General features: G+C 50.7%; 22 protein-coding genes, 2 tRNA genes and 1 pseudogene. 19 read left to right on the top strand and 6 right to left on the bottom strand.

Features of this window, described 5'->3' with window-relative positions:
- Positions 1 to 515: 515 nt before the first annotated feature.
- Together N7387_RS05465 and N7387_RS05460 are read right to left on the bottom strand one after the other, a co-directional pair.
- Positions 516 to 935, bottom strand: coding sequence for a DUF1311 domain-containing protein (locus N7387_RS05465; protein ID WP_279797506.1), 420 nt, complete (start codon positions 933 to 935; stop codon positions 516 to 518).
- A gap of 9 nt (positions 936 to 944) precedes the next feature.
- The gene (locus N7387_RS05460) at positions 945 to 2,825 is read right to left on the bottom strand and encodes a glycoside hydrolase family 3 protein (RefSeq protein WP_279797504.1); all 1,881 of its coding nucleotides are present in this window, start codon (positions 2,823 to 2,825) and stop codon (positions 945 to 947) included.
- 174 nt (positions 2,826 to 2,999) lie between these two features.
- On the opposite strand from N7387_RS05460, the gene N7387_RS05455 reads away from it, so the two are divergent.
- On the top strand, positions 3,000 to 4,364 hold the full coding sequence (locus N7387_RS05455; RefSeq protein WP_279797502.1) for a pertactin-like passenger domain-containing protein: 1,365 nt from the start codon (positions 3,000 to 3,002) through the stop codon (positions 4,362 to 4,364).
- Between the two features lie 30 nt (positions 4,365 to 4,394).
- Positions 4,395 to 5,144: pseudogene (locus N7387_RS05450) on the top strand (autotransporter outer membrane beta-barrel domain-containing protein); the annotation flags it as partial.
- 60 nt (positions 5,145 to 5,204) lie between these two features.
- Here N7387_RS05450 and N7387_RS05445 read toward each other — a convergent pair.
- Positions 5,205 to 5,651, bottom strand: a complete 447-nt coding sequence (locus tag N7387_RS05445) for a PACE efflux transporter (RefSeq protein ID WP_279797500.1) — start codon at positions 5,649 to 5,651, stop codon at positions 5,205 to 5,207.
- Between the two features lie 109 nt (positions 5,652 to 5,760).
- Here N7387_RS05445 and N7387_RS05440 point away from each other — a divergent pair, with 109 nt between their 5' ends.
- The 7 genes from N7387_RS05440 to N7387_RS05410 all read left to right on the top strand — a co-directional run bounded on the left by N7387_RS05440 (position 5,761) and on the right by N7387_RS05410 (position 13,471).
- Positions 5,761 to 6,657: a LysR family transcriptional regulator gene (locus tag N7387_RS05440; protein WP_025153890.1), complete on the top strand. Its 897-nt coding sequence runs from the start codon at positions 5,761 to 5,763 to the stop codon at positions 6,655 to 6,657.
- Positions 6,658 to 6,698: 41 nt separating this feature from the next.
- Positions 6,699 to 7,325 carry an ATP-binding cassette domain-containing protein gene (locus tag N7387_RS05435; protein WP_262882662.1) on the top strand — a complete coding sequence of 209 codons (627 nt, stop codon included), beginning with the start codon at positions 6,699 to 6,701 and terminating at the stop codon, positions 7,323 to 7,325.
- Between the two features lie 79 nt (positions 7,326 to 7,404).
- Entirely contained in the window at positions 7,405 to 8,991 is a 1,587-nt protein-coding gene (locus N7387_RS05430) for an alpha/beta hydrolase-fold protein (protein ID WP_279797495.1), read from the top strand.
- Positions 8,992 to 9,074: 83 nt separating this feature from the next.
- Positions 9,075 to 10,511, top strand: coding sequence for an alkaline phosphatase (gene phoA / locus N7387_RS05425; RefSeq protein WP_279797493.1), 1,437 nt, complete (start codon positions 9,075 to 9,077; stop codon positions 10,509 to 10,511).
- A 344-nt stretch (positions 10,512 to 10,855) separates the two neighbouring features.
- A complete protein-coding gene (locus tag N7387_RS05420; RefSeq protein ID WP_279797491.1) occupies positions 10,856 to 12,511 on the top strand; it encodes a Na/Pi cotransporter family protein in 1,656 nt (551 codons plus the stop codon).
- The gene (locus tag N7387_RS05415) at positions 12,483 to 13,031 is read left to right on the top strand and encodes a GNAT family N-acetyltransferase (protein WP_279797489.1); all 549 of its coding nucleotides are present in this window, start codon (positions 12,483 to 12,485) and stop codon (positions 13,029 to 13,031) included. Before N7387_RS05420 ends, N7387_RS05415 begins: the two co-directional genes overlap by 29 nt.
- Positions 13,032 to 13,210: 179 nt before the next feature.
- Entirely contained in the window at positions 13,211 to 13,471 is a 261-nt protein-coding gene (locus N7387_RS05410; RefSeq protein WP_004237051.1) for a DUF1435 family protein, read from the top strand.
- A 41-nt stretch (positions 13,472 to 13,512) separates the two neighbouring features.
- On the opposite strand, the gene N7387_RS05405 is transcribed toward N7387_RS05410, so the two are convergent.
- From N7387_RS05405 to rsmC, 3 genes are all read right to left on the bottom strand, one after another.
- Positions 13,513 to 13,599, bottom strand: a tRNA-Leu gene (locus N7387_RS05405).
- 48 nt (positions 13,600 to 13,647) lie between these two features.
- Positions 13,648 to 13,734 (bottom strand) — tRNA-Leu (locus N7387_RS05400).
- A gap of 102 nt (positions 13,735 to 13,836) precedes the next feature.
- Positions 13,837 to 14,850 (bottom strand): 16S rRNA (guanine(1207)-N(2))-methyltransferase RsmC, encoded by a 1,014-nt coding sequence (gene rsmC, locus N7387_RS05395; RefSeq protein WP_279797486.1) that lies wholly within the window; start codon positions 14,848 to 14,850, stop codon positions 13,837 to 13,839.
- 91 nt (positions 14,851 to 14,941) lie between these two features.
- Between rsmC and N7387_RS05390 the strand changes: the two genes are divergently transcribed.
- From N7387_RS05390 to deoA, 10 genes are all read left to right on the top strand, one after another.
- Positions 14,942 to 15,352 carry a DNA polymerase III subunit psi gene (locus N7387_RS05390; RefSeq protein ID WP_279797484.1) on the top strand — a complete coding sequence of 137 codons (411 nt, stop codon included), beginning with the start codon at positions 14,942 to 14,944 and terminating at the stop codon, positions 15,350 to 15,352.
- Complete coding sequence (gene rimI / locus N7387_RS05385) at positions 15,321 to 15,773, top strand: ribosomal protein S18-alanine N-acetyltransferase (protein WP_279797482.1); 453 nt, start codon at positions 15,321 to 15,323, stop codon at positions 15,771 to 15,773. The genes N7387_RS05390 and rimI overlap by 32 nt, the downstream gene beginning before the upstream one ends.
- A gap of 100 nt (positions 15,774 to 15,873) precedes the next feature.
- The gene (fliB, locus tag N7387_RS05380) at positions 15,874 to 17,106 is read left to right on the top strand and encodes a flagellin lysine-N-methylase (RefSeq protein WP_262882654.1); all 1,233 of its coding nucleotides are present in this window, start codon (positions 15,874 to 15,876) and stop codon (positions 17,104 to 17,106) included.
- Between the two features lie 124 nt (positions 17,107 to 17,230).
- Positions 17,231 to 18,820 carry a peptide chain release factor 3 gene (prfC, locus tag N7387_RS05375; protein WP_279797479.1) on the top strand — a complete coding sequence of 530 codons (1,590 nt, stop codon included), beginning with the start codon at positions 17,231 to 17,233 and terminating at the stop codon, positions 18,818 to 18,820.
- Between the two features lie 260 nt (positions 18,821 to 19,080).
- Positions 19,081 to 19,485 (top strand): BON domain-containing protein, encoded by a 405-nt coding sequence (locus N7387_RS05370; protein ID WP_262861534.1) that lies wholly within the window; start codon positions 19,081 to 19,083, stop codon positions 19,483 to 19,485.
- 32 nt (positions 19,486 to 19,517) lie between these two features.
- On the top strand, positions 19,518 to 20,582 hold the full coding sequence (locus N7387_RS05365) for a patatin-like phospholipase family protein (protein WP_262861535.1): 1,065 nt from the start codon (positions 19,518 to 19,520) through the stop codon (positions 20,580 to 20,582).
- A 4-nt stretch (positions 20,583 to 20,586) separates the two neighbouring features.
- Positions 20,587 to 21,369: a TatD family hydrolase gene (locus N7387_RS05360; protein WP_262882652.1), complete on the top strand. Its 783-nt coding sequence runs from the start codon at positions 20,587 to 20,589 to the stop codon at positions 21,367 to 21,369.
- A 358-nt stretch (positions 21,370 to 21,727) separates the two neighbouring features.
- Complete coding sequence (locus N7387_RS05355) at positions 21,728 to 23,005, top strand: NupC/NupG family nucleoside CNT transporter (RefSeq protein ID WP_279797476.1); 1,278 nt, start codon at positions 21,728 to 21,730, stop codon at positions 23,003 to 23,005.
- A gap of 446 nt (positions 23,006 to 23,451) precedes the next feature.
- On the top strand, positions 23,452 to 24,231 hold the full coding sequence (deoC, locus tag N7387_RS05350) for a deoxyribose-phosphate aldolase (protein WP_279797475.1): 780 nt from the start codon (positions 23,452 to 23,454) through the stop codon (positions 24,229 to 24,231).
- A 92-nt stretch (positions 24,232 to 24,323) separates the two neighbouring features.
- A complete protein-coding gene (deoA, locus tag N7387_RS05345) occupies positions 24,324 to 25,646 on the top strand; it encodes a thymidine phosphorylase (protein ID WP_347815228.1) in 1,323 nt (440 codons plus the stop codon).
- Positions 25,647 to 25,688: the final 42 nt, after the last annotated feature.

Raw genomic sequence — 25,688 nt, 5'->3', positions numbered from 1 at the left:
TCCGTCCTGAGTAGATCATAATGAATCACGGTGAGAAAGTGCACTATATACATGTATCGCTGTCATCTTTCTGATATCTTCCATATTCCTCAGAATGCAAACAAATAAGCTAAATCATCTCCTTCCCGGACTACCGGTAACACTCAGCAAAATAATTCCGTTTGTATTTTATCTGTCATTACAACGATACTTTCATCATCACTCTGATATTTCCCGGTCTTATTTCCTTAAATCACCAGAGAAAACTGAGTTTTTTCTCCAACAGGTATTCGGATAATTACGTTAATAATGGTAGTTTGCAGATAATGTATATACTTACCTTAGTTGTTTCAGAGCAAGACAGGGGTACAACAGTAATAGTAATAAATGTTGCGGGGGATGATATCTTCAGGATAGATTCGTGAAATCAGTGAAGAAAAACAAGCAGATAATGAATCGGCTAATCAGCGCTGTGGTTTAAATAAACGGGTTGGTATTTCTGTGCCGGAATAACATTATCTGTTGTTTTCTGTGGATTAATTTTCCTGCAGCTGTTTTATCCGCCAATTTGTCAATTCAATCTGACAGGATTTCATGATATCGCCGGCACCGCTACCGCCGAGAGTGGCATCATAGCGATACCGGCATTCAGCATCGCGAAAAGTAATAAAGGCGGAGTGTGACAGGTTCAGTGACTGAATAGCTTGTTCACTTCCGGTGGAATTGAGCGATGCAATTTCCTGTTTTTGCTGTGCCAGAATGGTATTCAGCCGGGTATTTGCGGTATTCAGCTTTGCATTCAGGCAGCCTGCAATTTTTGTCCGTGGTGCATCCCTGACAGACTGATAGCATTGCTCCAGCGGACTCAATCCTTTTTCCTCTGCCGCTGTTACAGCGGAAAAGCTGATGCTCAGACCGGTAATACTCAGCATTACAGCAGTACGGGATAAATTCATGCTTACTCCTTATTTCAATCTATCATAGGTTTCCCCTGTGCCATAAGGGTATAAAATAATACCACTTTCCGGGTCTTTAATATCCACGGGTAAACGTCCGCCGGGATAATTAAGCGGACGGGCATTTTTATCGGAAAATAACGTCCGTAAGCCACTCCGGATATTCGTTTCCAGTGCGTTACGCTGACCATTTGTGATATCAAACCCGGTAATACCATAGATGGCAATATTGGCTTTTACATTGCTCAGACGCGCAATATCGTATGGATCCCGTGACGATATCACGACGACAGGAATGTCCGCATTATTGGCGGAGTTGATGATAATTTGTGCATTTGTATCGCGGCTCGGCTGGTTGTAGGTGACCAGTAAAATAATATCCTGCCCGCTGATCATAGTGCTGACTCTCTTTTCAGAGAGCGTTTTCTGATCTGTTTTTATTTTTTGTGTAGTGACATGAATTCGGATTTCCGTTTCCTGTGCAATATCATTCAGATGTTTTTTAATTAACTGATTACGGGGATATTCATCAGAAATCACCAAAATTTTATTATCTGGTTTCAGTTGGTAAGGCAGGATATTGTCATTTTTTATAATGGTAACAGCCTGTTCTGAAATCTTGTTTTCCTGGCTTTTATGTTCTGCTGAAGCAACAATTTGCTGCGCTTTTACCGGATCAGCAGGTGCCCCGCTGAGAGCGTTATTCAGTTTCATCACAACCACCCGTTTTGCTGATTCATTAATACGTTGCTGCAGTTCCGGGTTTTTTTGTGCCTGTTCATCCAGGTAGCGGTATAAATTATCAAGGCGCGTAACCGCATCTTGATCCCACATTTTTACCGGCATCAGGATAATATCGGCACCTGCGGACAGAGCATGCTCAACGGCAACATTGAGCTCAAAGTTATCAGTGATGGCTTTCATATCCATGGCATCCGTAATTATCAGCCCCTGAAAATGAAGTTCATTGCGTAATATACCGGTCAGGATAGGTTTGGATAATGTGGCGGGTGTTCCCGCTTCTGAACCGTCACGGGTTATTATTTTTGTATCATCCAGTGCCGGTACAATAATATGTGCAGTCATAACTGCGTCTGCGCCATGTTGCAGTGCATAAGTAAATGGCGGTAATTCTGTTTGCCGCCAGCTTTTTTCATCTGATGTGACAACCGGAAGAGCGACATGTGAATCCGTTGAGACATTGCCGTGGCCGGGAAAATGTTTCAGAGCAGTGATAAGTCCGTACTGATGAATACCACGGATATATTCAACCGACAAAATTTCTGTCAGCTCTTTTCTGTCAGAATAAGCTCTTACACCAATAACCGGGTTATCCTGATTATTATTGATGTCCACGACCGGGCCAAAATTCATGTTAAATCCCAGAGCGGATAGCTCACTGCCATGAATTTTACCGGTTAATCTTGCGGATTCCGGATCACGGGCAGCACCCAGGGCCATATTTCCCGGCATTTCTGTGCCGACCCGTAACCGGGTGATATATCCGCCTTCCTGGTCAGTACTGATAAATAAAGGCAGTTTGTAACGGGAGGACTGAATGTCATTAATTAACTTTACCGTCTGAGGTGTATCAATCAAATTTTCACGGAATAATATAACGCCACCTAATCTGTAATGAAAAATAATATTTTTAATATCATTGTTTATATTAATAACAGGAATAGGAACAGGACTCCGGAAAATATCCCAATAGCGAAAATCAAGCATCATCAGCTGACCGATTTTCTCTGTCTGGTTCATTGATGCAACAATTTGTTCAGCTGCCTGCTCAGGATTTTTTCTCAGTGTATTCAACTCCTGATGCGTCAGTGGTTCAGCAATTCCCCTGAAACTGAATAGTATTATAAATAACAGTATTGATTTTTTCATAATGACATCCTTTTCATGATGTTCTTTCAATTATTTATTATTGCCGTTTATTTTTATTTTCTGAATTATCAGACTACTAATAATTCCTTTTATCCTGATAGCGTTATCCGGCGAATTTTTGTTCTAATTTCTGTTTGTCAGCAGGATATAACGGATGAATAAGGAAATCAAAAAATGATGCAAAAGACAGTATTGGCAAATACAATCTGCGGCGTACTTTTAGTGAATTCAATGACTGCTTCGGCGGCAATAACCTATCAATATGAAAAGGACGTGACGAATAAGACCGTTATTGATAATCAGGTTGGTATTAAGCCGGGTTCTGGTGATGACGGGAGACAAACGATTAGTCAGGGCGGAAAGTCAATCAACAGCTGGGTTTTTGATCATGGCAGTGTTGAGGTGGATGATGGCGGTATCCTGGATAAAGCTAAGGTGGGTGCCCCGAGAACGGCTTCTGAACTAAACAGTGAAAGTCGTTCAGACATATACCGTCCGGCAGGCCGTGATGGTCAGGTTGATGTGTACAGCGGCGGAAAAGCGACAGATACGCAGATCATTGGTCAGGGAATTGTTAATGTCCATGAAGAAGGTATTGTCAGTAATACATCTGTCAGAGATTTGGGTGTTCTGCGTTTTCATATCGGCGGTGAAAGTCGCAGCGCACTGAATGTTGAACGCAGAGCATTCGTCATTTTGGATAACAATCCTTATTATGGTTCAGGTAAAAACACATTTATAGAGCAGATGAATCTTGCCGGTACTCTCTATATTCAGGATATATCTGCAGTAATAACAAACGATAACTCATCATTGAGATGGGAAGGGCGGGATATAGATGTTGATCCTGATAGTTATTTTCAGGTTTCAGAGATCAATAAACTTCATTTGGATCACGGCTCAGTTTACCTTAAACCCTCTCTGGATAAGAGAAATGCAACGTTTAATCAGTTAGTGGTAAAGGATCTCAGCGGGCAGGGAACGTTTTCATTCCATACTCAAATTGCAGATGATGTCGGTGATAAATTAGTGGTAACCAATAAAGCAACCGGGAAATTTAACGTCAATGTTTATGATACCGGAAAGGATATTACTGACCCGGATGAAACTGTTGAGCTGATTGAAATTAATAAGGGTAATGCGAGTTTTAAATTAGCCGGAAAGAATGGTGTGGTTGACTTGGGTATTTATAAATACCGGCTGATTAAAGGTATAAAGAGTAACGGGAAATCCACCTGGTATTTAGCGACAAAAGCAGACCATATTCCGTACCCGGATATTGATCCTGACGGAGAAACTCAGGGCGAACCGGATATTGATAAAAACGATGAGTATATTCAGGAAATTGATACGGAAACTGGAAAGGATGTTACTGATGATACCAGTATACCTGAGCTCCGGGATGTGCTGTCCAACAGCGCACTGGCCGGGTTATCAATGGCATCAGTAAATCGTCAGATACTGCGCAGTGAGAACATGTCCGGACCGTCACGACGCTATATCACAGATGATTTATCAGATAAGAAATACGGAGCCTAGGCAAATTACCGCTATGACAATACAAAATTCAGTGACAGTAAAAGCCGTGCGTTCAGAAACAGCCTGAATATTCTGGAAATCGGTTACGATAAAGTCAATAAAGCGCGTTACGGGGATATTGCATTCGGTTTATTTACCAGCGCAGGGAAAACCCGATCAACATTTGATTATACACCGGGGCAGGGCAATACGGACAGTTTTGCTATCGGTGGTTATACCCACTGGCAATATCAGGATGGGTATATCGCCGGTATGCTGAAAGGCTCGCATTTTAAAAATCGTGTTAATACTCAAAGCAGTGGTGGCGGAGCAGTTGATGGCTCATTTAAGCAAAATGCGCTGACCGTCAGTGCGGAAGCCGGAAAGAAACTGATTATTACACCGGAAATCAGCTTAACGCCTTACGGGCGGATAGATTACAGTCGTTTCAGTGAGGCAAAATATCAGTTATCGAACGGAATGGATATTCATGAGCATAACAGTGACAGTGTGAACGGGGAATTGGGGTCACGTCTCAGCATGAAGACGAAAATTAATGACATCAGCGTCAGTCCTTTTGTGAATATCGGTGTTTCACATGAGTTTGTGAAAAATAATAAAGTGACGCTGAATAAAAAAGATTTTTCCGCCAGAAATGAAACTACTACCGGTAAATATCAGTTGGGTGCAACGATTGATTTGACACCGGATACCCGGATAACCGGCAGCCTGGGTTATCGTCATGGTGATAAAAATGAATCACCGGTCAGTGCTTATATCGGATTGAAAGTCAGTTTCTGATGTTTATTTTTATCAGATAAACAGCCATACCGTTTCTCCGGTATGGCTTTTTTAATATCGTTACTGATGCGTGGCGGTCTCCTCCCGGGGTAATGCGGAAGCCGGCACCCCGAAAAGTTTGTCAAATGCCCAGTTGAAGAAGAATGTGTAGATCGGAATAAAAATAATCAGGGCAAAATCCAGCAGAAAAGCCTGTATTAAGCTGACCGATAACCACCATGCAATCAGCGGGATAAGGAAAACCACCAGTGTCAGCTGAAACAGAACGGCATGCACCAGTCTGCGGCGGAATGTCCGGATGCGGGACACCTGCCGGGATTCCCAGAACTCGAACAGAGTATTAAAAATAAAGTTCCAGCTGACGGCGATGGTGGTGATCACCAGTGCCAGCGGGCCGGTGACACCGGCTGAATTACCGGAAAGTAACGCCAGTCCTAAGGATGAGATGATCCAGCCGATAATCTCATAAGTGGTGATAAAGACCAGTTTTCGTTTTAAACCCTGCATATTTGTATCCTGAGTGTATCGCTGAAATAGAGAAGGCCGGAAAGGTAAATCAATAGAGATGATAATAAAAGTCAGCTACTATCAGGTTTTCTGACAGGAAGGAGGGGGAATGCCGTTTAACAGTGATAATTTACAGCTTTTTCTGACCGTGCTGGAGAAAGGCTCATTTTCAGCCGCCGCAAGGGCACTGCACCGGGTGCCGTCAGCGGTCAGTATGGCGGTCAGTAATCTGGAAGCGGAGCTGGGGTTTGCACTGTTTGAACGTTCTGGCAGAGCGCCGGTACCGACAGAAAGAGCCCTGGCGCTGGCACCGTATGCCAGAGAGATAACCGATAAAATTCATCAGCTGAATGTGTTTACCCGTGAACTGACACAGGGTGTGGAGAGTACACTGGCTGTCGGTGTGGCAACGGATGTGAACCCGGCGTGCCTGTTTGCTGCACTGCAGATCATTAATCAGCGTTATCCGTTGCTGAAAACGGAGATTTTGTCCGCACCGCAGGATGACATCCTGCCATTACTGCATCAGGGGCGGATCCAGCTGGCGCTGGTGTTCGGCGGGCTGCATGTGGATCCGCGTGAGCAGTTTCACTGTATCGGTTATGAATCCCTGGTGGCGACTATTTCAGCCACACACCCTTCACTTTCGCAGCAACAATCTGTTTATATTGAGGATTTGGTACAGATAAAACAAGTTGTGATTGCCAGCCATCACCATTCTCTCAGTGATGTCCGTTCTCAGGTGGCGACAAAAACCTGGCAGACCGATAATTTTTCGATGGCGCTGGGACTGGTTAAAGCGGGTATCGGCTGGGGGAATCTGCCGGAATCGATGATCCGGGCGGAAGTGGCGTCCGGGACACTGAAGGTACTGTCATTCCGCAATACCCGCAACGGTCTGGTGCTGCCGGTGCATATTGTCAGCCGGAAAGGGGATGTGCTTAAACGTGGTGCGCAGGAGTGTATCGGGCTGCTGACGGAAAGCCGTGTGTCTGCGGGAAATTAGTTGTTATGATAACGGGATAAATCAGCAGAGAGGAAAAGCGTATGTTTGAAATCCGCGATTTACAGGTTATTCAGGGCGGAAAAACATTGTGGGACGGCCTTTCTTTCCGGCTGAATGCCGGTGAGCGTCTGGGGATCTCCGCACCCAGCGGGTTCGGGAAAACAACGCTGGGGCGGATCCTGGCACAGTGGCAGCAGCCGCATGCCGGAGAACTGCTGCTCGACGGCAAGCCGGTACCGAAAACCGGCTATTGTCCGGTGCAACTGGTGCCGCAGCATCCGGAGAAGTGTTTTAATCCGTACCGCACAACCGGTGCCGGGTTATATGATGCCTGGAAACCGGATGCGGAATGGCTGGAAAAGCTCAGTATTGAGCCTCACTGGCTGGAACGCCGTCCGGATGAATTGTCCGGCGGGGAACTGGCGAGAATCGCACTGCTGCGGGCGTTAGATCCGCGTACCCGTTTCCTGATCGCCGATGAAGTGACCGCGCAGCTGGATGCACATATTCAGGCGCAGATCTGGCAGGTGCTGATTGAAGAATCAGAGAAACGACCGCTCGGACTGGTGGTATTCAGTCACAATAAGGCGCTGCTGGACAAGGTCTGCACATCGGTATGGGTTGCCGGGGAGCCGGAGGATAGCCTGCTGTCTGATGTGGCGGTTTGACTTTTCTGTCCGGTGACATAAAAATACGAAGCTGATAAATAATAATGATAATTATTACTGATTTTGAAGGATCAGCGACGTGAAAAAAACTCTGCTCTGCTGCGCGGCATTCTCTGCATTTTCCGCGCAGGCCTCTGCTTCCTGCCAGTCACTTTCCGCTCCGGATGAGAAACAGACGGTGGTGATTACCGGCACGTTTGATCACAACGGACAGGCTTGTGTGCAGTTGCCGCTGTCAGAAAAACAGGTTGTGATCGCGGAAAGTGAGAATATCCGTGATTTGTCACTCTATGACAGTCAGATGACACCCCGCCGTGCGCTGCTTACCGATAATCCTGTCACCGAAATGCAATCTGTGACGTTCACATTACCGTTTGATGACACCTGGACACTGACCTCACAGGGCATACCTGGCTCTGAATGGAAGTTGGCGCTTACTAACTATCCGTATCAGCCGCTGGTTGAAAACCTCTCCCTGCCGGTGGACAGTGTTCGCCTGCAGCAGCTGATAACGCGGGTTAACGGGGGGGATACCTCGGCTTTCTGGCAGGCGGTGACAGAAACGCCGCTGGTTGAGGAGTATGACGAGCACCACAAACGGATCACTTTCCTCTGGCGAGGTGCGAAAGTGAATGCTTACATACTTGGCGCGCCTTCCGGACAGCATGACCCGATGGCCAGACTGAATGATACCGATATTTGGTATCGCTCCTACATTGTTCCCGCAGAGACTGTCAGCCAGTATAAAATCGCCCCGGATATTCCGCAGCTTGACCGTTCCGTTGAAGGTGCCCGCCGCAAAGCGCTGCTGAGCACGGCACAGGCGGATCCGCGTAACCCGCTGAGTGCGGGTGCAGACGGGGCGGATGAATTCAATCGCCATGCCATTATTGCGTTAGATAACAACAGAGTGTGTGATTTCCGGACGCCCGGACAACAGCCGGTTTTTGGTACGGTGGCACTGCATCAGCTGCACAGCGATATCCTGAATAATCAGCGGGAAATTGCAGTGTATACCCCGCCGGAGCCGGGTGCGGAGCCCTGGTTGCTGGTGCTGTTTGACGGGCAGATATACCGCAAAAACTATCATATCGTCACATTTATTGATCAGTGGGTGAAGCGCGGGGAAATTCCGCCGCTGTATGTGGTGATGGTGGACAGCATCAGCAGTGAGCAGCGCGGCAAAGAACTGCAGCCGAATGAGCTGTTCCCGCAGTTTCTGGACAAAGAACTGATGCTGTGGCTGGCACAGCAGGGTATTAATATCCCTGCAGCGCGGACCATTGTTTCCGGCAGCAGTTACGGTGGTCTTGCGTCTTCCTGGAATGCGATGAAATTACCTCACCGTTTTGGCAATGTGCTGAGTATGTCCGGCTCTTACTGGTGGTCACCGGAGGCAGAGCCGCCGGAATGGCTGATTCGCGAGTTTGCAGGTACTCACAAACTTCCTTTGCGGTTTTTCCTTGAGGCCGGTGTGTTTGAAACCCGTGCCGGTGCCGGTGCCGGTGGGATTTTGCATAACAACCGGGCGCTGTATCAGGTTTTACAGGAAAAAGGTTACGAGGTTACCCGTGAGGAGCGCCCGGGCGGACATGACTATGTCTCATGGTGCGAAACTCTGCATTCCGGGCTGATGTATCTGACTGACACAAAGAGGTCACAATAGTGTCACGCTGATGTCATAAGAGCGGATTAGGCTGTCCTGCGTTGATAACTGACTACGTTTTATTAATGACAAGGATTCTGCTCATGCTTCATGCGACGATGAAAACACGGGTTGCAGCTGCCGTTCTGGCACTGCTGACGGGCTCTGCATTACCGGCAGTTGCAGCGGGGAATGCCGATGCGATTCTGGCACAGGATCGCGCCGCCAAAGGCAATATTACGGAGTTCGGCGGTGCGCGCCGTCTGTCATCCGATCAGACAGAGGCGCTGAAAGCAGCTATCGGTCAGACCAAAGCAAAAAATGTGATTCTGTTTATCGGCGACGGAATGGGTGATTCCGAAATTACCGTGGCGCGTAACTATGCAGAAGGTGCAGGCGGCGTGTTTAAAGGGATTGATGCCCTGCCGCTGACCGGTCAGTACACCACGTATGCGCTCGATAAGAAAACACAGAAACCGAATTATGTGACTGACTCCGCTGCCTCTGCGACTGCCTGGGCGTCCGGGGTGAAAACCTATAACGGGGCGCTGGGCATTGATGTCACCGGCAAACCGCACACCACCATTCTCGAGCTGGCAAAGAAAAACGGCAAAGCGACCGGGAATGTCACCACATCTGAAATTCAGGATGCCACACCGGCAGCCCTGATCTCTCATATCAGCCAGCGTAAATGCTACGGCCCGGAAGAAACCGCAGAGCGCTGCAGTGCCGATGCACTGGAAAACGGCGGGTTGGGCTCTATTAGTGAGCAGCTGCTGAATGCCCGTGCGGATGTCACGCTCGGCGGCGGCGCGAAGAGTTTCCGCCAGACAGCCAAAGCCGGGGACTATGCCGGAAAAACCCTGGAAGAGCAGGCTGCGGCACGCGGTTATCTGGTTGTGAAAGATGCCAAATCGCTGGCGGATGTGAAAGCGGCAAATCAGGATAAACCGGTGCTCGGATTATTCAGTGACGGCAATATGGAAGTGGCGTGGGAAGGCCCGAAAGCGTCCTACCGCGGCAACCTCGATAAACCTGTCGTGGAGTGTAAACCAAGTTCAAAACTGGACCCGAATGCCCCGACACTGGCTCAGATGACTGAAAAAGCCATTGATCTTCTTAAAGATCATGAAAACGGCTTCTTCTTACAGGTGGAAAGCGCCTCCATTGATAAACAGGATCATGCGGCAAACGCCTGCGGTCAGATCGGTGAAACGGTCGCGCTGGATGAAGCGGTGCAGATCGGTATGGAATACGCGAAAACACACGGTGACACGCTGGTGATTGTCACCGCTGACCATGCTCATTCCAGCCAAATTATTGAGGCGGATGTGGTCTCACCGGGGTTGACTCAGGCACTGCTGACCAAAGACGGCAGCGTGATGGCAGTTAACTACGGTAACTCGGAATCAGATTCGCAGGAGCATACCGGTGCCCAGCTGCGTGTGGCAGCTTATGGTCCGGGTGCGGCGAATGTGGTGGGGCTGACGGATCAGACCGATTTGTTCTTTACCATGCGGGATGCGATGGAACTGAAGTAATCTGCGGTACCTGATATTCACACTGTTCTGAAGTGCTTTTCTTCATGTTGATTGCATCATTTTGCTGATTTCAGCAGTGGCTGCCGCCGGTACTCTGTGCCGGCGGTTTTTTATTATTTTTTGTAACATGATGATTTTTGAAATATATTTACCATAAGGTATACTTATCCGATGTCCCGGCTCCGGGACAGATATCCTGTATTCCGTAAAACTGTGTGTTTTATGCGATTTTTTTCTTCTGATAGCGGCGGTGTTTATTACCATTATCACATTGCGGCACAGTGCCTGTGTGATATACCGTTGATCTGATCGTTTTAACGGAACTTTATGCTGACAAAAACACTATGCTGACATTACTCCATCTTCTTTCATCGGTTGCGCTGCTGGTCTGGGGGACACACATTGTCCGGACCGGAATTATGCGTGTCTTTGGCGCGGATTTGCGGCGTCTCCTCGAAAAAAGCATCCGGAAAACATCACGGGCGTTTCTCGCCGGTCTGGGGGTAACTGCGCTGGTGCAGAGCAGTAATGCCACCGCATTGCTGGTGATCTCGTTTGTGGCGCAGGGCATGATAGCGCTGCCGCCCGCGCTGGTGATTATGCTGGGGGCGGATGTCGGCACGGCACTGATGGCACGGGTGCTGACGTTTGATCTCTCCTGGCTCTCACCACTGCTGATCCTGGCGGGGGTCACTACGTTTCTCAGTCAGAAAAAGAGCCGGACAGGGCAGCTGGGTCGGGTGGGTATCGGGCTGGGTCTGATTATCCTGGCGCTTCAGCTGATAGTGTCCTCCGCAGAGCCGATTACACAGGCCTCTGCGGTTCAGGCTGTTTTCACGTCACTGAGCGGGGATGCGGTACTGGCGCTGCTGGTGGGGGCGTTGTTTGCCATGATCAGTTACTCCAGCCTGGCGGCGGTGCTGCTGACGGCTACCCTGAGTGCCACCGGTCTGGTACCGCTGCATATCAGTCTGGCGATCGTCATCGGCTCCAATCTCGGCAGCGGGTTCCTGGCCATGCTGAGCAGCCGTGGTCAGAATGCGGTTGCACGTCAGGTAGTGCTCGGCAGTATGCTGTTTAAGCTGATTGGCTGTGTGCTGGTGCTGCCGTGGGTGAAACCGCTGGCGCTCTGGATCGGCCAGTATAATCTGCCGGCGGCGGAAGTCGTGATTTATTTCCATGTGGTCTATAACCTGGTCCGCTGCGTACTGATGCTGGCGCTGGTAAAACCGATGGCACGGCTGTGTCAGCGGCTGATCGCCGAACCGGAGGCGGAAGAGGACAGCGCTGCCCCCCGTTATCTGGATCAGAGCGCGCTCGATACCCCGTCTCTTGCGCTGGCTAATGCGGTGCGGGAAACCCTGCGTCTGGGGGATGTGATTGAGCAGATGCTTCAGCGTTTTGACAGCCAGCTGGCGGGTAAAGGTGAGCAGAAACGGCTGATCGGGCACCTGGAAGAAGAAGCGGAGCTGCTGCACAGCAGTATCAAGCTCTATCTGGCACAGTTACAGCAAACCGAGCTGGGGGAAAGCGATTCCCGGCGCTGGGCGGAGGTGATTGATACCGCGATGTCGCTTCAGCAGTCGTCCCTGATTATCGGGCGGATGTCCCACGATGTGGCGAACCAGACAGCCGACCCGCAACGTATCTTCTCGAAGGACGGCTACGGTGAACTGACTACCATGATGTCGCGGTTGCAGAATAACCTCAATCTGGCGATGTCAGTGTTTGTGTCCGGCGATGTGGATAATGCGCGGCGGCTGCGCCGGGCAAAACACCGGTTCCGTCTGCTTAATCAGCGTTACTCTTTTGCCCATGTGGAGCGGCTGCATGTCAACAATCTGCAGAGCATCGGCAGCAGCCGGTTACATATCGGGCTGCTGGGGGATATGAAGCGTCTGAACTCTCTGTTTTGCTCTGTGGCCTATCATGTGTTAGAAGGTGTCGCAGAGATAAAAACAGAGACAACAAATGATGACACTTCTCACGAGACAGCTTGAACGGCAGGAAATACCGCAGGTCTGGTCAATTGACCGGACCGAACTGATTGAACACCTGTACCTGCATCAGCACGGGGAGCTGGTGCTCTCCGCGCAGCGCTTTGACATGCGCGACTGGCCGGAAGGCGAGGCGGAGCATTACACGCCGATCCTGCTGGACAGTTTTGATCGCGGTGCGCCGTTTTTCGGGGTATTTGACGGAGAGATGCTGGTGGCTGCCGCCAGTGTTGATCCGCGCCCGGTGGCATTTGAGGAAGATGAAACGGCGTTGCGTCAGCTCTCCTTCCTGCATATCAGCAAAGCATACCGGGGCAGAGGGATTGGTCGTCAGCTCTTTGCCTGCTGTGAAACGGCAGCAAAAGAGATGGGCGCAAAGGGGTTTTATGTTTCATCCATTCCGTCAGAAAATACCGTGCATTTTTATCAGCATCTGGGATGTGAACTGATCGCAAAGCCGGATCCGGCGCTGTTTGCCCTTGAACCGGAAGATATTCATTTTGTGTTTCTTTTCCGGAACTGATCATTTAACACATTAATATCCGTTCAATTTATAGACACATTAATTATAGGTGTATGATTTTCAGGTATATAATCATGCACCTTTTTTGCATTTTATGCGAAAAATCGGTTGCAACAGGCGGCAGATTATTTATGATAACAGGAATGATTCTCATTTCGTTATTGTAAGGAGTGGCTGTGATGCAAATCAAACACCCGCTTTCATCGTTTTTCTGGCAGCAGTTAACCGGGGTCGGTGGCATGATGCTGGCGCTGATACCGGTCGTGTTGTTTTTATCACAGGGGCATGAACAGGATGCTGCCCGCATTGCATTAGCGGTGGTGATTCTGCTGACAATGCCGATGCTGTATAACCGCGTATTGCGTCATTTCCTGCTGATTCCGGCAGGTATTGCATTTGTTCTGGGAAGTCTGCTCTGGTTTGAGCATCTGAGGATGTGATATCCGGAAGTAAAGATTATTGCAGAAGATTGTCATAACAGTGGTGCGAAGGGGGGGACTTGAACCCCCACGTCCGTAAGAACACTAACACCTGAAGCTAGCGCGTCTACCAATTCCGCCACCCTCGCAGGTACTGTCATTCAATCTGCTGTCAGTTGTGTGTGATAAGATCTGATTGGTGCGAAGGGGGGGACTTGAACCCCCACGTCCGTAAGGACACTAACACCTGAAGCTAGCGCGTCTACCAATTCCGCCACCCTCGCAATTCAGAACTATCTTGTCACTGATAGCATGGAGGCGGATTTTAGCGGTTTTATCCGCGCCGTCAATAATTTTTTATCAAAATTGGTGACTTCGCTTACTTATTAGGCATTTGTAGCCAGGTAGACCTTAAATTTACCGGTTTGCGCCAGAACCTGATGCCGACCGAACGTGCTGTCCAGCAGATCCGGATACGGTAAAAAGGCGTTGGCCACGATACACAATTTTCCGCCGCGGTTCAGGCGGGCTTTGGCACCGGAGATAAGGCGCTGTGCGGCACTGTAGCTGGTGTTCAGACCGTCATGGAACGGCGGGTTGGCAACAATCCAGTCATAGCGGTCACTGATATCTGAATACACGTCACTGGCGATCACCCGGCCTTCCAGCTGGTTCCGTGCCAGGGTTGCACGTCCGGCCTCAAGAGCGGCGGCAGAGACATCACTGAGTGTCAGGGTCAGCCCCGGATTACGTTTTGCCAGTACAGTCGCGATAACGCCACTGCCGCAGGCAATATCCAGCAGTGAGCCGGTCACCGGCTGGTTCAGTGATTCCAGCAGCAGCGCACTGCCGGCATCAATATTGTCCTGGCTGAATACCCCCGGCAGCGTCACAATTTGCATGTCTTCCGCCGTATAATTGCCGATCCACTCCTGCAGGGCAAAGTGTGCCGGGGTGGTCAGTTCGCCGTAATAGAGGCCGCAGCGGCGTGCGCTGTCGATTTTGCGCAGTGCGGTGAACGGTTCTGTCATTTTTTCCGCACTGCGGACACCACTGCGGTTTTCACCGACAATAAAAATATTACTGCCAACCGGCAGGCAGGAAAAAATCTGTGTCAGCTGGAACAGGGCTTCCTGTTTACTCTTCGGCCAGAAATAGATCAGGGTGTCGCACTGTGCGGCAGCTTCCGGGCTGACGGTCAGCGCAAATGCGGCGCGATCACCCAGCGCAGTGCGCAGGGCCTGCCACTGATGATACTGGCTGGTGCTGACATACACTGACTGCGCGGAAAGCTGTGCAGCGAGGGAGTCCTGAATGTCTCCGGCAAGCAGGACACGGCTCCCGGTAAATTCGTCTGCATGACGTAAAATCACTTCACTGGCCGGGGTAAGCATGGACATCCGTTAACTCCTGTAAATCATAATTCGGCAGCATTGGCGCGGGCAGCGCGCTTTGCTAAGATAGTGTCGTTTGTTATTTCAGGGATACATTATGACGCGACGAGACAGAATGCTGGCTCAGATGGGGATCACCCAATGGACGCTGCGTCAGCCGCAGCGCCTGAAAGGGGAACTGTCTGTACAGATCCCGGCTTCGGCACGTCTGCTGATCATAACCGATGAGCAGGCAGATCTCACCTGTGATTTACTCAGCGATATCTTCCGCAGCCTGAATATTACGGCAGAGGATGTGTACTGCATCACCCCGGACAATGTACAGAGTATCCCGGCGCAGACAAACTGCCTGTGCTGGCTGCCGGGAACGGAAGCTGAACTGCCGGATTCACTGCCTTCATTACACTCCCTCCGTATTGCCGATCTGTATCAGGATGCGCAGGCAAAACGCGGGTTATGGACACAAATTTATCATTATGACCAGACTGTCACCGCTGCTTCCCGCTGATTTTGCCGCCGCATTCCGTATTGAACAGGCCGCTCATGCTTATCCCTGGAGTGAAGCCACATTCCGCAGCAATCACGGCGAACGCTACCATAACCTGAAACTGGACGCAGACGGGGAACTGGCCGGATTTGCTATCAACCAGACCGTACTGGATGAAGCAACGCTGTTTAATATTGCGGTTGCGCCTGAGCACCAGGGGAAAGGTTATGGCCGTCAGTTACTGGAAAAAGTGATTGAAGACCTGACAGCAAAAGGGATTGCGACACTCTGGCTGGAAGTCAGGGCATCAAACCGCCCGGCGATTGCGCTGTATGAATCGCTTGGTTTTAATGAGGTCTCGGTGCGGAAGAACTATTATCCGGCGGCACAGGGTAAAGAGGATGCACTGATTATGGCGCTTTATCTGAGTTTCGGAATGTAATAGCGCGATAAGTCAGATAAAACGGTGTTTTTTCATCCATTTCCCGGGTTTCTTTCCATGCTATCGTGATAATATACTTTTATCACAGGCGCTCTCCGTCATGTTTATCCATAAAATTATCACACCAATGTTTATCCGGCGCTTTGAATGCGTTGGTTCTGAGTGCCTGTCACACTGTTGCCAGGATTGGTTTATCAGTATTGATAAAAAAACCTACAAAAAATATCACAGTGCAGACAGTATTGAAATTAAACAAATTTCACAGGATTATGTACTAAAATCAGACCGCCCGGGGGCATATGCTTATATCCGGCTGACGGAAAAAAAATTGTGTCCGTTTCTGACAGAAAAACGGCTGTGCGGAATTTACAGCAAACTCGGTCCTTCGGCAATGAGTCATACCTGCCGGGAATACCCGCGCAGTGAAGTAAAATATCAGAATGCAACGTTTAAACGTCTGTCACTCTCCTGTCCGGAGGTTGTCCGCCAGCTGCTGTTTTCCGCCGATGCCATGCAGTTAACGGAAGAAGATCAGTTCCTGAAAAAAATACCACAGGATGCCGCGCTGACTGACCCGAAATACCTGGTGTATCTCTGGTGTATGAACTTGGTGCAGGCACCGTCACCGGAGTTTGAGGATAATCTCTATGCCGTCATGCAGTTACTGACGTTTATCAGCAAACTCAACTATGATATTGAGACGAATTTTGATCGTATTCAGGGTGTGTATGAATTCCTGCTCAATGCAACGGAAAACGGGGAACTGACTGCAGAACGCAGAGCACTGCCGCATCCGGTCAGTTTTCAGACGGGGATATTGAGTGTGTATGGCAAATTTATTCCGAAATTATCCCGTAACGGCCCTTTTTTACTTTCAACCTATATCAACACGCTGAACCAGCTGGGGCTGGACGATCAGCAGACGACAGCCCGCACGGAAGAGAATATGGCACGCCTGCGGGCAGAATGGAAAGTGCAGCAGCAGGACAGTTGTCTGAGTGAGTCGTACACGCTGCGCAATCTGTTTGCTTATCTGCTGTATCACAGTCAGTTTCCGCACGCGGATAATTTTGGCGGTGATGCTGCCGGTACCGATAATGCATTGTCTCACCTCAGTTTGCTGGTCATGGATTATTTCTATCTGCGCACCAATCTGGCAGCACTGGCGGCAACGGAAAAACGGCTTCTGACGGAACGTGATGTTCAGCTTTTGCTGGCAGCGTATTTTTCACTGAAAATGCATATGGGTGATATTAATAAGGATTTACTGGCACTGATGGAGAGTTGCCGGATGAGTGATGCACTCGCCTGTATCTGCCTGCTGGACAACTGACAGGGCCTGATTTTCAAGCTTTTGTTGTTTCACGGGGCAAACCGGGCGAAAATAAGCCCTATTAATGAGAAATCAGAGGCGGAAACCGGGTGTTTCTGCCTCACAGCCCCAGAAGAACGCTCAGATGTCAAATAATGCATTTTTACAGGAAGTGGCCAAGCGCCGCACCTTTGCGATCATTTCGCACCCCGATGCCGGTAAAACCACCATTACCGAAAAAGTCCTGCTGTTCGGACAGGCTATCCAGAAAGCCGGGACAGTCAAAGGGCGCGGCTCTAACCAGCACGCCAAATCTGACTGGATGGAGATGGAAAAACAGCGCGGGATCTCCATCACCACATCCGTGATGCAATTCCCGTATCACGATGCACTGGTGAACCTGCTGGATACCCCGGGGCACGAAGACTTCTCCGAAGATACCTACCGCACCCTGACGGCGGTGGACTGCTGCCTGATGGTGATCGATGCGGCAAAAGGGGTAGAGGATCGTACCCGTAAGCTGATGGAAGTGACCCGTCTGCGTGACACCCCGATCCTGACCTTTATGAACAAACTTGACCGCGATATCCGTGACCCGATGGAGTTACTGGATGAAGTGGAAAACGAGCTGAAAATTGCCTGCTCGCCGATTACCTGGCCTATCGGCTGCGGTAAGCTGTTCAAAGGGGTCTATCACCTGTACCGCGATGAAACCTATCTGTATCAGACCGGTCAGGGGCATACCATTCAGGAAGTCCGCACTGTAAAAGGGCTGAATAACCCGGATCTGGATGCCGCTGTCGGTGAAGAGCTGGCGGCGCAGCTGCGTGATGAACTGGAACTGGTGCAGGGCGCATCCCATGAATTCGATGAGGAACTGTTCCTCGCCGGTGAACTGACGCCGGTTTTCTTCGGTACCGCGCTGGGGAACTTCGGGGTGGATCATATGCTGGACGGCCTGGTTTCCTGGGCACCGGCACCGATGCCGCGTCAGACCGATATCCGTGAAGTGACGGCGAAAGAAGACAAATTTACCGGATTTGTGTTTAAAATTCAGGCCAATATGGACCCTAAACACCGTGACCGCGTGGCTTTCCTGCGCATTGTGTCCGGTGTGTATGAAAAAGGGATGAAACTGCATCAGGTGCGTCTCAAAAAAGACGTGGTGATTTCCGATGCGCTGACCTTTATGGCCGGTGACCGTGCGCATGTGGATTGTGCCTATCCCGGCGATATTATCGGGCTGCATAACCACGGTACTATTCAGATTGGTGATACCTTCACTCAGGGTGAGATTCTGAAATTCACCGGCATCCCTAACTTCGCACCGGAACTGTTCCGCCGTATCCGTCTGCGTGATCCGCTGAAACAGAAACAGCTGCTCAAAGGGCTGGTTCAGTTATCTGAAGAGGGCGCTGTGCAGGTTTTCCGTCCGCTGGCAAACAACGACCTGATTGTCGGCGCGGTGGGGGTGCTTCAGTTTGATGTGGTGGTTGCCCGTCTGAAAAGCGAATACAACGTCGAAGCGATTTATGAGGCGGTTAACGTCTCTACCGCCCGCTGGGTGGAGTGTAACGATGTGAAGAAACTGGAAGAGTTCAAACGTAAAAATGAACTGCATCTGGCACTCGACGGCGGCGATAACCTCTCTTATATCGCACCGACCATGGTGAATCTTAATCTCACCGCAGAACGCTATCCGGATGTGAGTTTCCACAAAACCCGCGAACACTGACAGAAAAATAACGCGCCTCCGGGCGCGTTCAGGCCGTTGTCAAACCCGCAGGGATTGGCGACGACCGACAGAGGTTGTAAAAATAAACCAGGAAAATCAATCTATTGATTTTCGGCTGATAACACAAAGCAGGAAAAACCACGTTTTATCCTGCTTTGTCAGCAATCTCACGCGCCGCCGGGCGCGTTTTTTTTATGGCGGAGTTAAGATACACTGACGGACAGATGATGTTCATCATGAAAATAAAGAAGGGGACGATAATGCGCAATACCATGAAATCACTGGCTGTTCTGCTGGTCAGCGGCACACTGTTCAGTGCATCCGCCATGGCGGAGGAATCGCTGAGTCAGAAAGCCGGGCAGGTGTGGGACAGTGCTTCTCAGTCTGCGGAAGATCTGGGTAAGCAGGCAGAGCAGAAATTTGACGGCGCGGTAAAAGATGCCTCACTGCTGGTGGATGACAGCACCATCACCGCGAAAATCCGAGGGCAGTTGTTAAGTGCAAATGATATTGACAGCAATGATATCGCTGTAAAAACTATTAACGGTACTGTGTATCTCTCCGGGTTTGTCACCACTGATGCTCAGCGTACAAAAATCATCGATATTGCCAAAGGCATCCCCGGCGTCCGTGCGGTGGAAGTCAGTATCGGGCAATATAAATAACCGGCAGATAATCTGCGCCGGGGGAAGACAGGATGGGAACGTATATCCCGGTAACGCCCGGGAAAATCGCACCGCTGGCCTGGTTGCCTGATCCGCTTCAGGCAGCCGGTAAACTGGCACTGGTCTGTGAAGGTGGCGGTCAGCGCGGGATTTTTACCGCCGGGGTGCTGGATGAATTTCTCAAAGCCGGGTTTAACCCGTTTGATTTACTGATCGGTACTTCTGCGGGAGCGCAGAACCTGTCAGCCTATCTGTGCGGTCAGCGCGGCTATGCCCGTCATGTCATCACCCGTTACACCACGGACAAACAATTCTTTAATCCGCTGCGTTTTATCCGCGGCGGAAATCTTATCGATCTCGACTGGCTTATTTCGTCAACCTCTGCAGAATGTCCGCTGGATATTGCGCATGCACTGCGGCGCTTTGAGAAGGGGCAGGAATTTTATATGTGCGCCAGCCGGGCGGATAATCTGAATGCCGCGTATTTCAGCCCGCAGGCGGAAGACTGGCTGGAATATATCAAAGCCTCCAGCGCCATCCCGGGATTCTACCGTGAAGGGGTGGAGATTGACGGTATCACCTATCATGATGGCGGCATCAGTGATGCAGTGCCGGTTATTGAGGCATGGCGGCGCGGTGCCACTCGGATTGTGGTGATCCGGACAGTGCCGTCACAGCTCTATTACACCCCGGAATGGGTGAAACGAATGGAACGCTGGCTGGAAAAAAGCCATCTGAAACGGATGGTTGCCATGATGAAACAGCACGCCAAAAGTTATTACCGGACACAAAAATTTATTCAGTCACCGCCGCCCGGGGTTGAAATTGCTGAAATTTATCCGAATGCCCCACTGGCGAGTAATGCGCTCGGCAGCAGGGTTAAAACCCTGATGCAGGATTACCGCCTGGGCCGCCGCAGCGGGCGCTATTTTCTGGCAACACTCGGTGAGCGCTGGGCGTCATATCAGCCGGTACGACGTTCCGTACTGAGGGTTCCGCCCGCATCCAACGACAGCGACTCTCAGTTGCCCGTCACTGACGGCACCGCCGCGGTATTGCATTCACCGGAACATTCACTAAAAAAACCGGCGGACTGAATAAATGCCGTTTATTGATACCCACTGCCATTTTGATTTCCCGTTTTTTACGGATGATCTTACCCGCCACAAAGCTGCAGCGGCACAGGCCGGGCTGACTGATATTATTATCCCTGCGGTCAGTCACTGGAATCTCAGCACCGTGGCCGGGCTGTGCCGGTCATCCGGCGATACCTGTCCCCGCCTGCACGCAGCGTTTGGTCTGCATCCGCTTTATATTGCAGAACACACCCCTGAACATCTGGAACAGCTTGAGTTGCTTATCACCGGAAGCGGAACAGAATGCGTGGCAGTAGGTGAAATCGGGCTGGATCGCTATATGGCGGAGCCGCAGTGGGATAAGCAGCTGGATTTTTTTATTGCTCAGCTGAAACTGGCCGCGCGGACAGATAAACCGGTTATTCTGCATTCCCGAAAAACCCATGACACGCTTGCTGCGGTTCTGCGCCGTCATCCGGTTCCCCGCCGTGGAGTGGTTCACGGTTTTTCGGGCAGTTTTTCCCAGGCGGATGCCTTTGTGAAACTGGGTTATTACATCGGGGTCGGCGGGACGATTACTTACGACCGGGCGCAGAAGACCCGGCGGGCAATCGCACAGCTGCCTCTCTCTGCGTTATTACTGGAAACCGATGCCCCGGATATGCCGCTCAGCGGTTTTCAGGGTGAGCCGAACCGGCCGGAGCGGATTGTCCGCACCTTTGAGGTGCTTTGTTCACTGCGCAGTGAGTCTCCGGAGGAAATTGCTGCTCAGATTTATCGCAACAGCTGTACACTTTTTTCGCTGTAATCATCTGATTAAGGTTCCTGAATCGATTTTCCCGCGATTTTGTCCTGTACGGCCTGCATTCTGTGTGCCAAATCACCCGAAATCACTTACAATTGTAAGCGGATATTATTTCACGGTCGTCATCTGGTTAAATACCCGCCAATTCCCGGTTTGGCAGGTTTTTTTCAGATAAAAACAGTTGAATAATGTGATTGTCATCATGTTTTTGTATTTTTTGTTACTTTTTTCAGTCGTTATTTGTGACGCAAGTTGATTGTTGACCGGACTGACCGGGTATAATCAGCGCCACAGGGTCCTGCTCTGAGCTGCATGCGGAACAGGACTATTACTCTACATTATCGTGAACAGGGATACTTCCATGCAACTCCTTATGAGTCTGGTCGGGATGGCAGTGCTGATCTTTATCGCAGTGCTGTTTTCAAGTGATCGCCGGGCAATCAAACTGCGGACTGTCACCGGTGCCTTTATTATTCAGGTGCTGATCGGTGCGCTGGTTCTTTATGTCCCGGTGGGACGCAAAATCCTCCTGGCAATGTCTAACGGTGTCGCCAGTGTTATCGGCTACGGCCAGAAAGGGATGGACTTTATTTTCGGTGGCCTGGTATCCGACAAAATGTTCGAGGTATTCGGCGGCGGTGGTTTTGTCTTTGCCCTGCGCGTTCTGCCGGTTATCGTTTTCTTCTCCTCGCTGATTGCTGTTCTGTATTACCTCGGCATTATGCAGCTTGTGATTAAAATTCTCGGCGGTGGCTTACAGAAACTGCTGGGCACTTCCCGTACCGAATCCCTGTCCGCGACAGCCAACATCTTCGTGGGACAAACGGAAGCCCCGCTGGTGGTGCGTCCGTATATTTCAGGAATGACCAACTCAGAACTGTTTGCGGTGATGTGTGGTGGTCTGGCATCCGTGGCCGGTTCTGTTCTCGCCGGGTATGCGCAGATGGGGGTACCGCTGGAGTACCTGATCGCGGCATCCTTTATGGCGGCGCCGGGCGGCCTGCTGTTTGCGAAACTGATGGTACCGGAAACCGAGCATTTCGATGACCGCCGTGAAGCCATGGCCGGTATGGCAGAAGAAGAACGCCCTGCCAACATCATTGACGCGGCGGCAAGTGGTGCATCTTCCGGTATGCAGCTGGCGCTGAACGTGGGTGCAATGCTGCTGGCATTTATCGCGCTGATCGCCTTAATTAACGGTATCCTGGCCGGGATCGGCGGCTGGCTTGACTATCCGCAGTTATCACTGGAACTGATCCTCGGCTGGGTCTTCTCACCTATTGCCTTCCTGATTGGTGTTCCGTGGAATGAGGCAATGACGGCGGGTTCCTTTATCGGGCAGAAAGTTGTGGTGAATGAGTTTGTCGCCTATATGAATTTCGGTGAATACCTGAAGCCGGATACGCAGGTGATTGCTGCCGGTTTACAGCCGCTGTCTGATCACACCAAAGCGATTATCTCCTTTGCCCTGTGCGGTTTTGCTAACCTGTCCTCCGTTGCTATCCTGCTGGGTGGCCTGGGCGGTATGGCACCTAACCGTCGTAAAGACGTGGCACGTCTGGGTATGAAAGCGGTGATGGCCGGTACTCTCTCCAACCTGATGAGTGCAACTATCGCCGGTTTCTTCCTGGCACTGTAAAGCGCTTCCTGCACAGGTGAACCCGGTTCACCTGTGCATTCACTGATTCAGTGTACTTGTCTTTCTGTCTCTCCCTGTTTATCCCTTTCCTGCGCTATACTATGCCGTGAATATGTGCTGTCATTTTGCGCATATCGGGCTATTAACGTGATTTTTATCACATAATCATATGTATTGATGTAAATGCTGTTATATAAACGTGATGAAAGGCACGTATTATAGCGCCGGGACATGCTCAAATACGGCATGGATACCCTATAACGGATTCGGTGATTCTGTTTGTCAGGTCACCTGTATGACAGCGCGGTGAGAAGGATCTCAGCGTTAACTCTTAGCTCAAGAGAAACAACGTCTTCACGGAACCAAGTCCCGCTCGCCAACACATTTTGCATCGTTCAGATATTGCGTCTGCCCGGTAACGGCGCAGACATACGTTGGAGAGTTTTATGACCGATTTAACCGCCGCAGCGCAGCGCGCGCTGTCCTTAATGGATTTAACCACCCTGAATGATGATGATACTGATGCGAAAGTCACCGCGCTGTGTCATCAGGCGAAAAGCCCGGCCGGCCAGACTGCGGCTGTCTGCATTTACCCGCGTTTTATCCCGCTGGCCCGTAAAGTTCTGCGTGAGCAGGGTACGCCGGACGTGCGTATCGCGACTGTTACCAACTTCCCGCACGGTAATGATGACATTGAGATTGCACTGGCTGAGACCAATGCGGCGATTGCTTACGGCGCAGATGATGTGGATGTGGTGTTCCCGTACCGCGCACTGATGGCCGGTAATACACAGGTTGGTTTTGATATGGTGAAAGCCTGCAAAGAAGCCTGTGCGAAACACAATGTGCTGCTGAAAGTGATCATCGAAAGCGGTGAGCTGAAAGATCCGGCGTTAATTCGTCAGGCATCTGAAATCGCCATCAAAGCCGGTGCTGACTTTATTAAAACCTCCACCGGTAAAGTGCCGGTCAACGCCACGCCGGAAACCGCGGAAATCATGATGACCGTGATCCGTGATATGGGCGTTGGTAAAACCGTTGGTTTCAAACCGGCCGGTGGTGTCCGTACTGCGGAAGACGCTGCGCAGTATCTGGCGATGGCTGACCGTATCATGGGCGAAGGCTGGGCTGACTCCCGTCACTTCCGCTTTGGCGCATCCAGCCTGTTAGCCAGCCTGCTCAACGCACTGGGTTACGCAGACGTCAAATCTGACAGCAAGTATTAATCACACTTTCCGGGCTGCTTTTGCCGCCCGGCTTTCTGATTAACCCGGTATCTGTGGTACCGGGACGGACCCGGTATTGTAAGGAGATCTCTGTGTTTCTGGCTCAGGAAATCATTCGCAAAAAACGGGACGGACACCCGCTCTCTGATGAAGAAATCCGTTTCTTTATTAACGGTGTGCGTGATAACTCAGTCTCTGAGGGACAAATTGCCGCGCTGGCGATGACGATATATTTCCATGATATGAACCCGCAGGAGCGTGTCTCGCTGACATTGGCGATGCGCGATTCCGGCTCGGTGCTGGACTGGAAAAACCTTGATTTACCGGGCCCGGTTGTGGATAAACACTCCACCGGCGGCGTGGGGGATGTGACCTCCCTGATGCTCGGCCCGATGGTGGCTGCCTGTGGCGGCTATATCCCGATGATCTCGGGCCGCGGCCTGGGACATACCGGCGGCACGCTCGACAAACTGGAAGCGATTCCGGGCTTTGATATTTTCCCGGATGATGAAACCTTCCGCCGTATCATTAAAGAGACCGGTGTGGCGATTATCGGCCAGACCAACTCACTGGCACCGGCGGACAAACGTTTCTACGCGACCCGCGACATTACGGCAACGGTGGATTCCATTCCGCTGATCACTGCCTCTATCCTCGGCAAAAAACTGGCTGAAGGACTGGATGCGCTGGTGATGGATGTGAAAGTCGGTTCCGGGGCATTTATGCCGACTTATGAATTATCGGAGCAGCTGGCGCAGGCGATCGTGCAGGTTGCCAACGGCGCGGGCTGCCGGACAACGGCACTGCTGACTGATATGAATCAGGTGCTGGCATCCAGTGCCGGTAATGCGGTGGAAGTGCGTGAGGCGGTGCGTTTCCTGACCGGTGAGTACCGCAATCCGCGCCTGTATGAAGTCACTATGGCGCTGTGTAAAGAGATGCTGGTTTCCGGCGGGCTGGCGGCTGACCGCACAGAGGCGGAAGCAAAATTACAGCGCGTGCTGGATAATGGTAAAGCAGCGGAAATTTTCGGACAGATGATTGCCGCACAGCGCGGACCGGCTGATTTTATCGAACGTTATCCGCACTATTTGCCATCGGCAGTGCTCAGTAAACCGGTCTATGCTGAGACAGAAGGGATTGTGAGCGCGATGGATACCCGCGCACTGGGGATGGCGGTTGTCTCGCTGGGCGGCGGACGTCGTAAGGCCAGCGATCCGATCGACTACAGTGTCGGATTAAGTGATATTGCCCCGATCAACAGTGTGGCTGACGGACAGATGCCGCTGGCGATGATCCATGCCAATAATGAAGATGCGTGGAATGAAGCGGCTCAGGCAGTGCGTCAGGCGGTCACACTCAGTGAAAGCCCGGTTACCGATACCCCGCTGATTTACCGCCGGATCAGCGAATAAGAACAATTTTGTTATTCACGCGGAGCCCTGCATCCTGACGTG

Source organism: Morganella sp. GD04133 (assembly GCF_029835375.1).
Classification (GTDB): Bacteria; Pseudomonadota; Gammaproteobacteria; order Enterobacterales; family Enterobacteriaceae; genus Morganella; species Morganella morganii_B.
This window is presented reverse-complemented; position numbering and strand designations above follow the sequence as displayed.

Bases quoted from the DNA above. Each gene is read 5' to 3' on its own strand.
- fliB (WP_262882654.1), top strand. From the start codon at position 15,874: ATGTTTATCCATAAAATTATCACACCAATGTTTATCCGGCGCTTTGAA.
- N7387_RS05415 (WP_279797489.1), top strand. From the start codon at position 12,483: ATGATGACACTTCTCACGAGACAGCTTGAACGGCAGGAAATACCGCAG.
- N7387_RS05390 (WP_279797484.1), top strand. From the start codon at position 14,942: ATGACGCGACGAGACAGAATGCTGGCTCAGATGGGGATCACCCAATGG.
- N7387_RS05445 (WP_279797500.1), bottom strand. From the start codon at position 5,651: ATGCAGGGTTTAAAACGAAAACTGGTCTTTATCACCACTTATGAGATT.
- deoC (WP_279797475.1), top strand. From the start codon at position 23,452: ATGACCGATTTAACCGCCGCAGCGCAGCGCGCGCTGTCCTTAATGGAT.
- N7387_RS05460 (WP_279797504.1), bottom strand. From the start codon at position 2,825: ATGAAAAAATCAATACTGTTATTTATAATACTATTCAGTTTCAGGGGA.
- N7387_RS05455 (WP_279797502.1), top strand. From the start codon at position 3,000: ATGATGCAAAAGACAGTATTGGCAAATACAATCTGCGGCGTACTTTTA.
- N7387_RS05410 (WP_004237051.1), top strand. From the start codon at position 13,211: ATGCAAATCAAACACCCGCTTTCATCGTTTTTCTGGCAGCAGTTAACC.
- N7387_RS05370 (WP_262861534.1), top strand. From the start codon at position 19,081: ATGCGCAATACCATGAAATCACTGGCTGTTCTGCTGGTCAGCGGCACA.
- rimI (WP_279797482.1), top strand. From the start codon at position 15,321: ATGACCAGACTGTCACCGCTGCTTCCCGCTGATTTTGCCGCCGCATTC.
- rsmC (WP_279797486.1), bottom strand. From the start codon at position 14,850: ATGTCCATGCTTACCCCGGCCAGTGAAGTGATTTTACGTCATGCAGAC.
- N7387_RS05360 (WP_262882652.1), top strand. From the start codon at position 20,587: ATGCCGTTTATTGATACCCACTGCCATTTTGATTTCCCGTTTTTTACG.
- prfC (WP_279797479.1), top strand. From the start codon at position 17,231: ATGTCAAATAATGCATTTTTACAGGAAGTGGCCAAGCGCCGCACCTTT.
- N7387_RS05465 (WP_279797506.1), bottom strand. From the start codon at position 935: ATGAATTTATCCCGTACTGCTGTAATGCTGAGTATTACCGGTCTGAGC.
- N7387_RS05420 (WP_279797491.1), top strand. From the start codon at position 10,856: ATGCTGACATTACTCCATCTTCTTTCATCGGTTGCGCTGCTGGTCTGG.
- phoA (WP_279797493.1), top strand. From the start codon at position 9,075: ATGCTTCATGCGACGATGAAAACACGGGTTGCAGCTGCCGTTCTGGCA.
- N7387_RS05440 (WP_025153890.1), top strand. From the start codon at position 5,761: ATGCCGTTTAACAGTGATAATTTACAGCTTTTTCTGACCGTGCTGGAG.
- N7387_RS05365 (WP_262861535.1), top strand. From the start codon at position 19,518: ATGGGAACGTATATCCCGGTAACGCCCGGGAAAATCGCACCGCTGGCC.
- N7387_RS05355 (WP_279797476.1), top strand. From the start codon at position 21,728: ATGCAACTCCTTATGAGTCTGGTCGGGATGGCAGTGCTGATCTTTATC.
- N7387_RS05435 (WP_262882662.1), top strand. From the start codon at position 6,699: ATGTTTGAAATCCGCGATTTACAGGTTATTCAGGGCGGAAAAACATTG.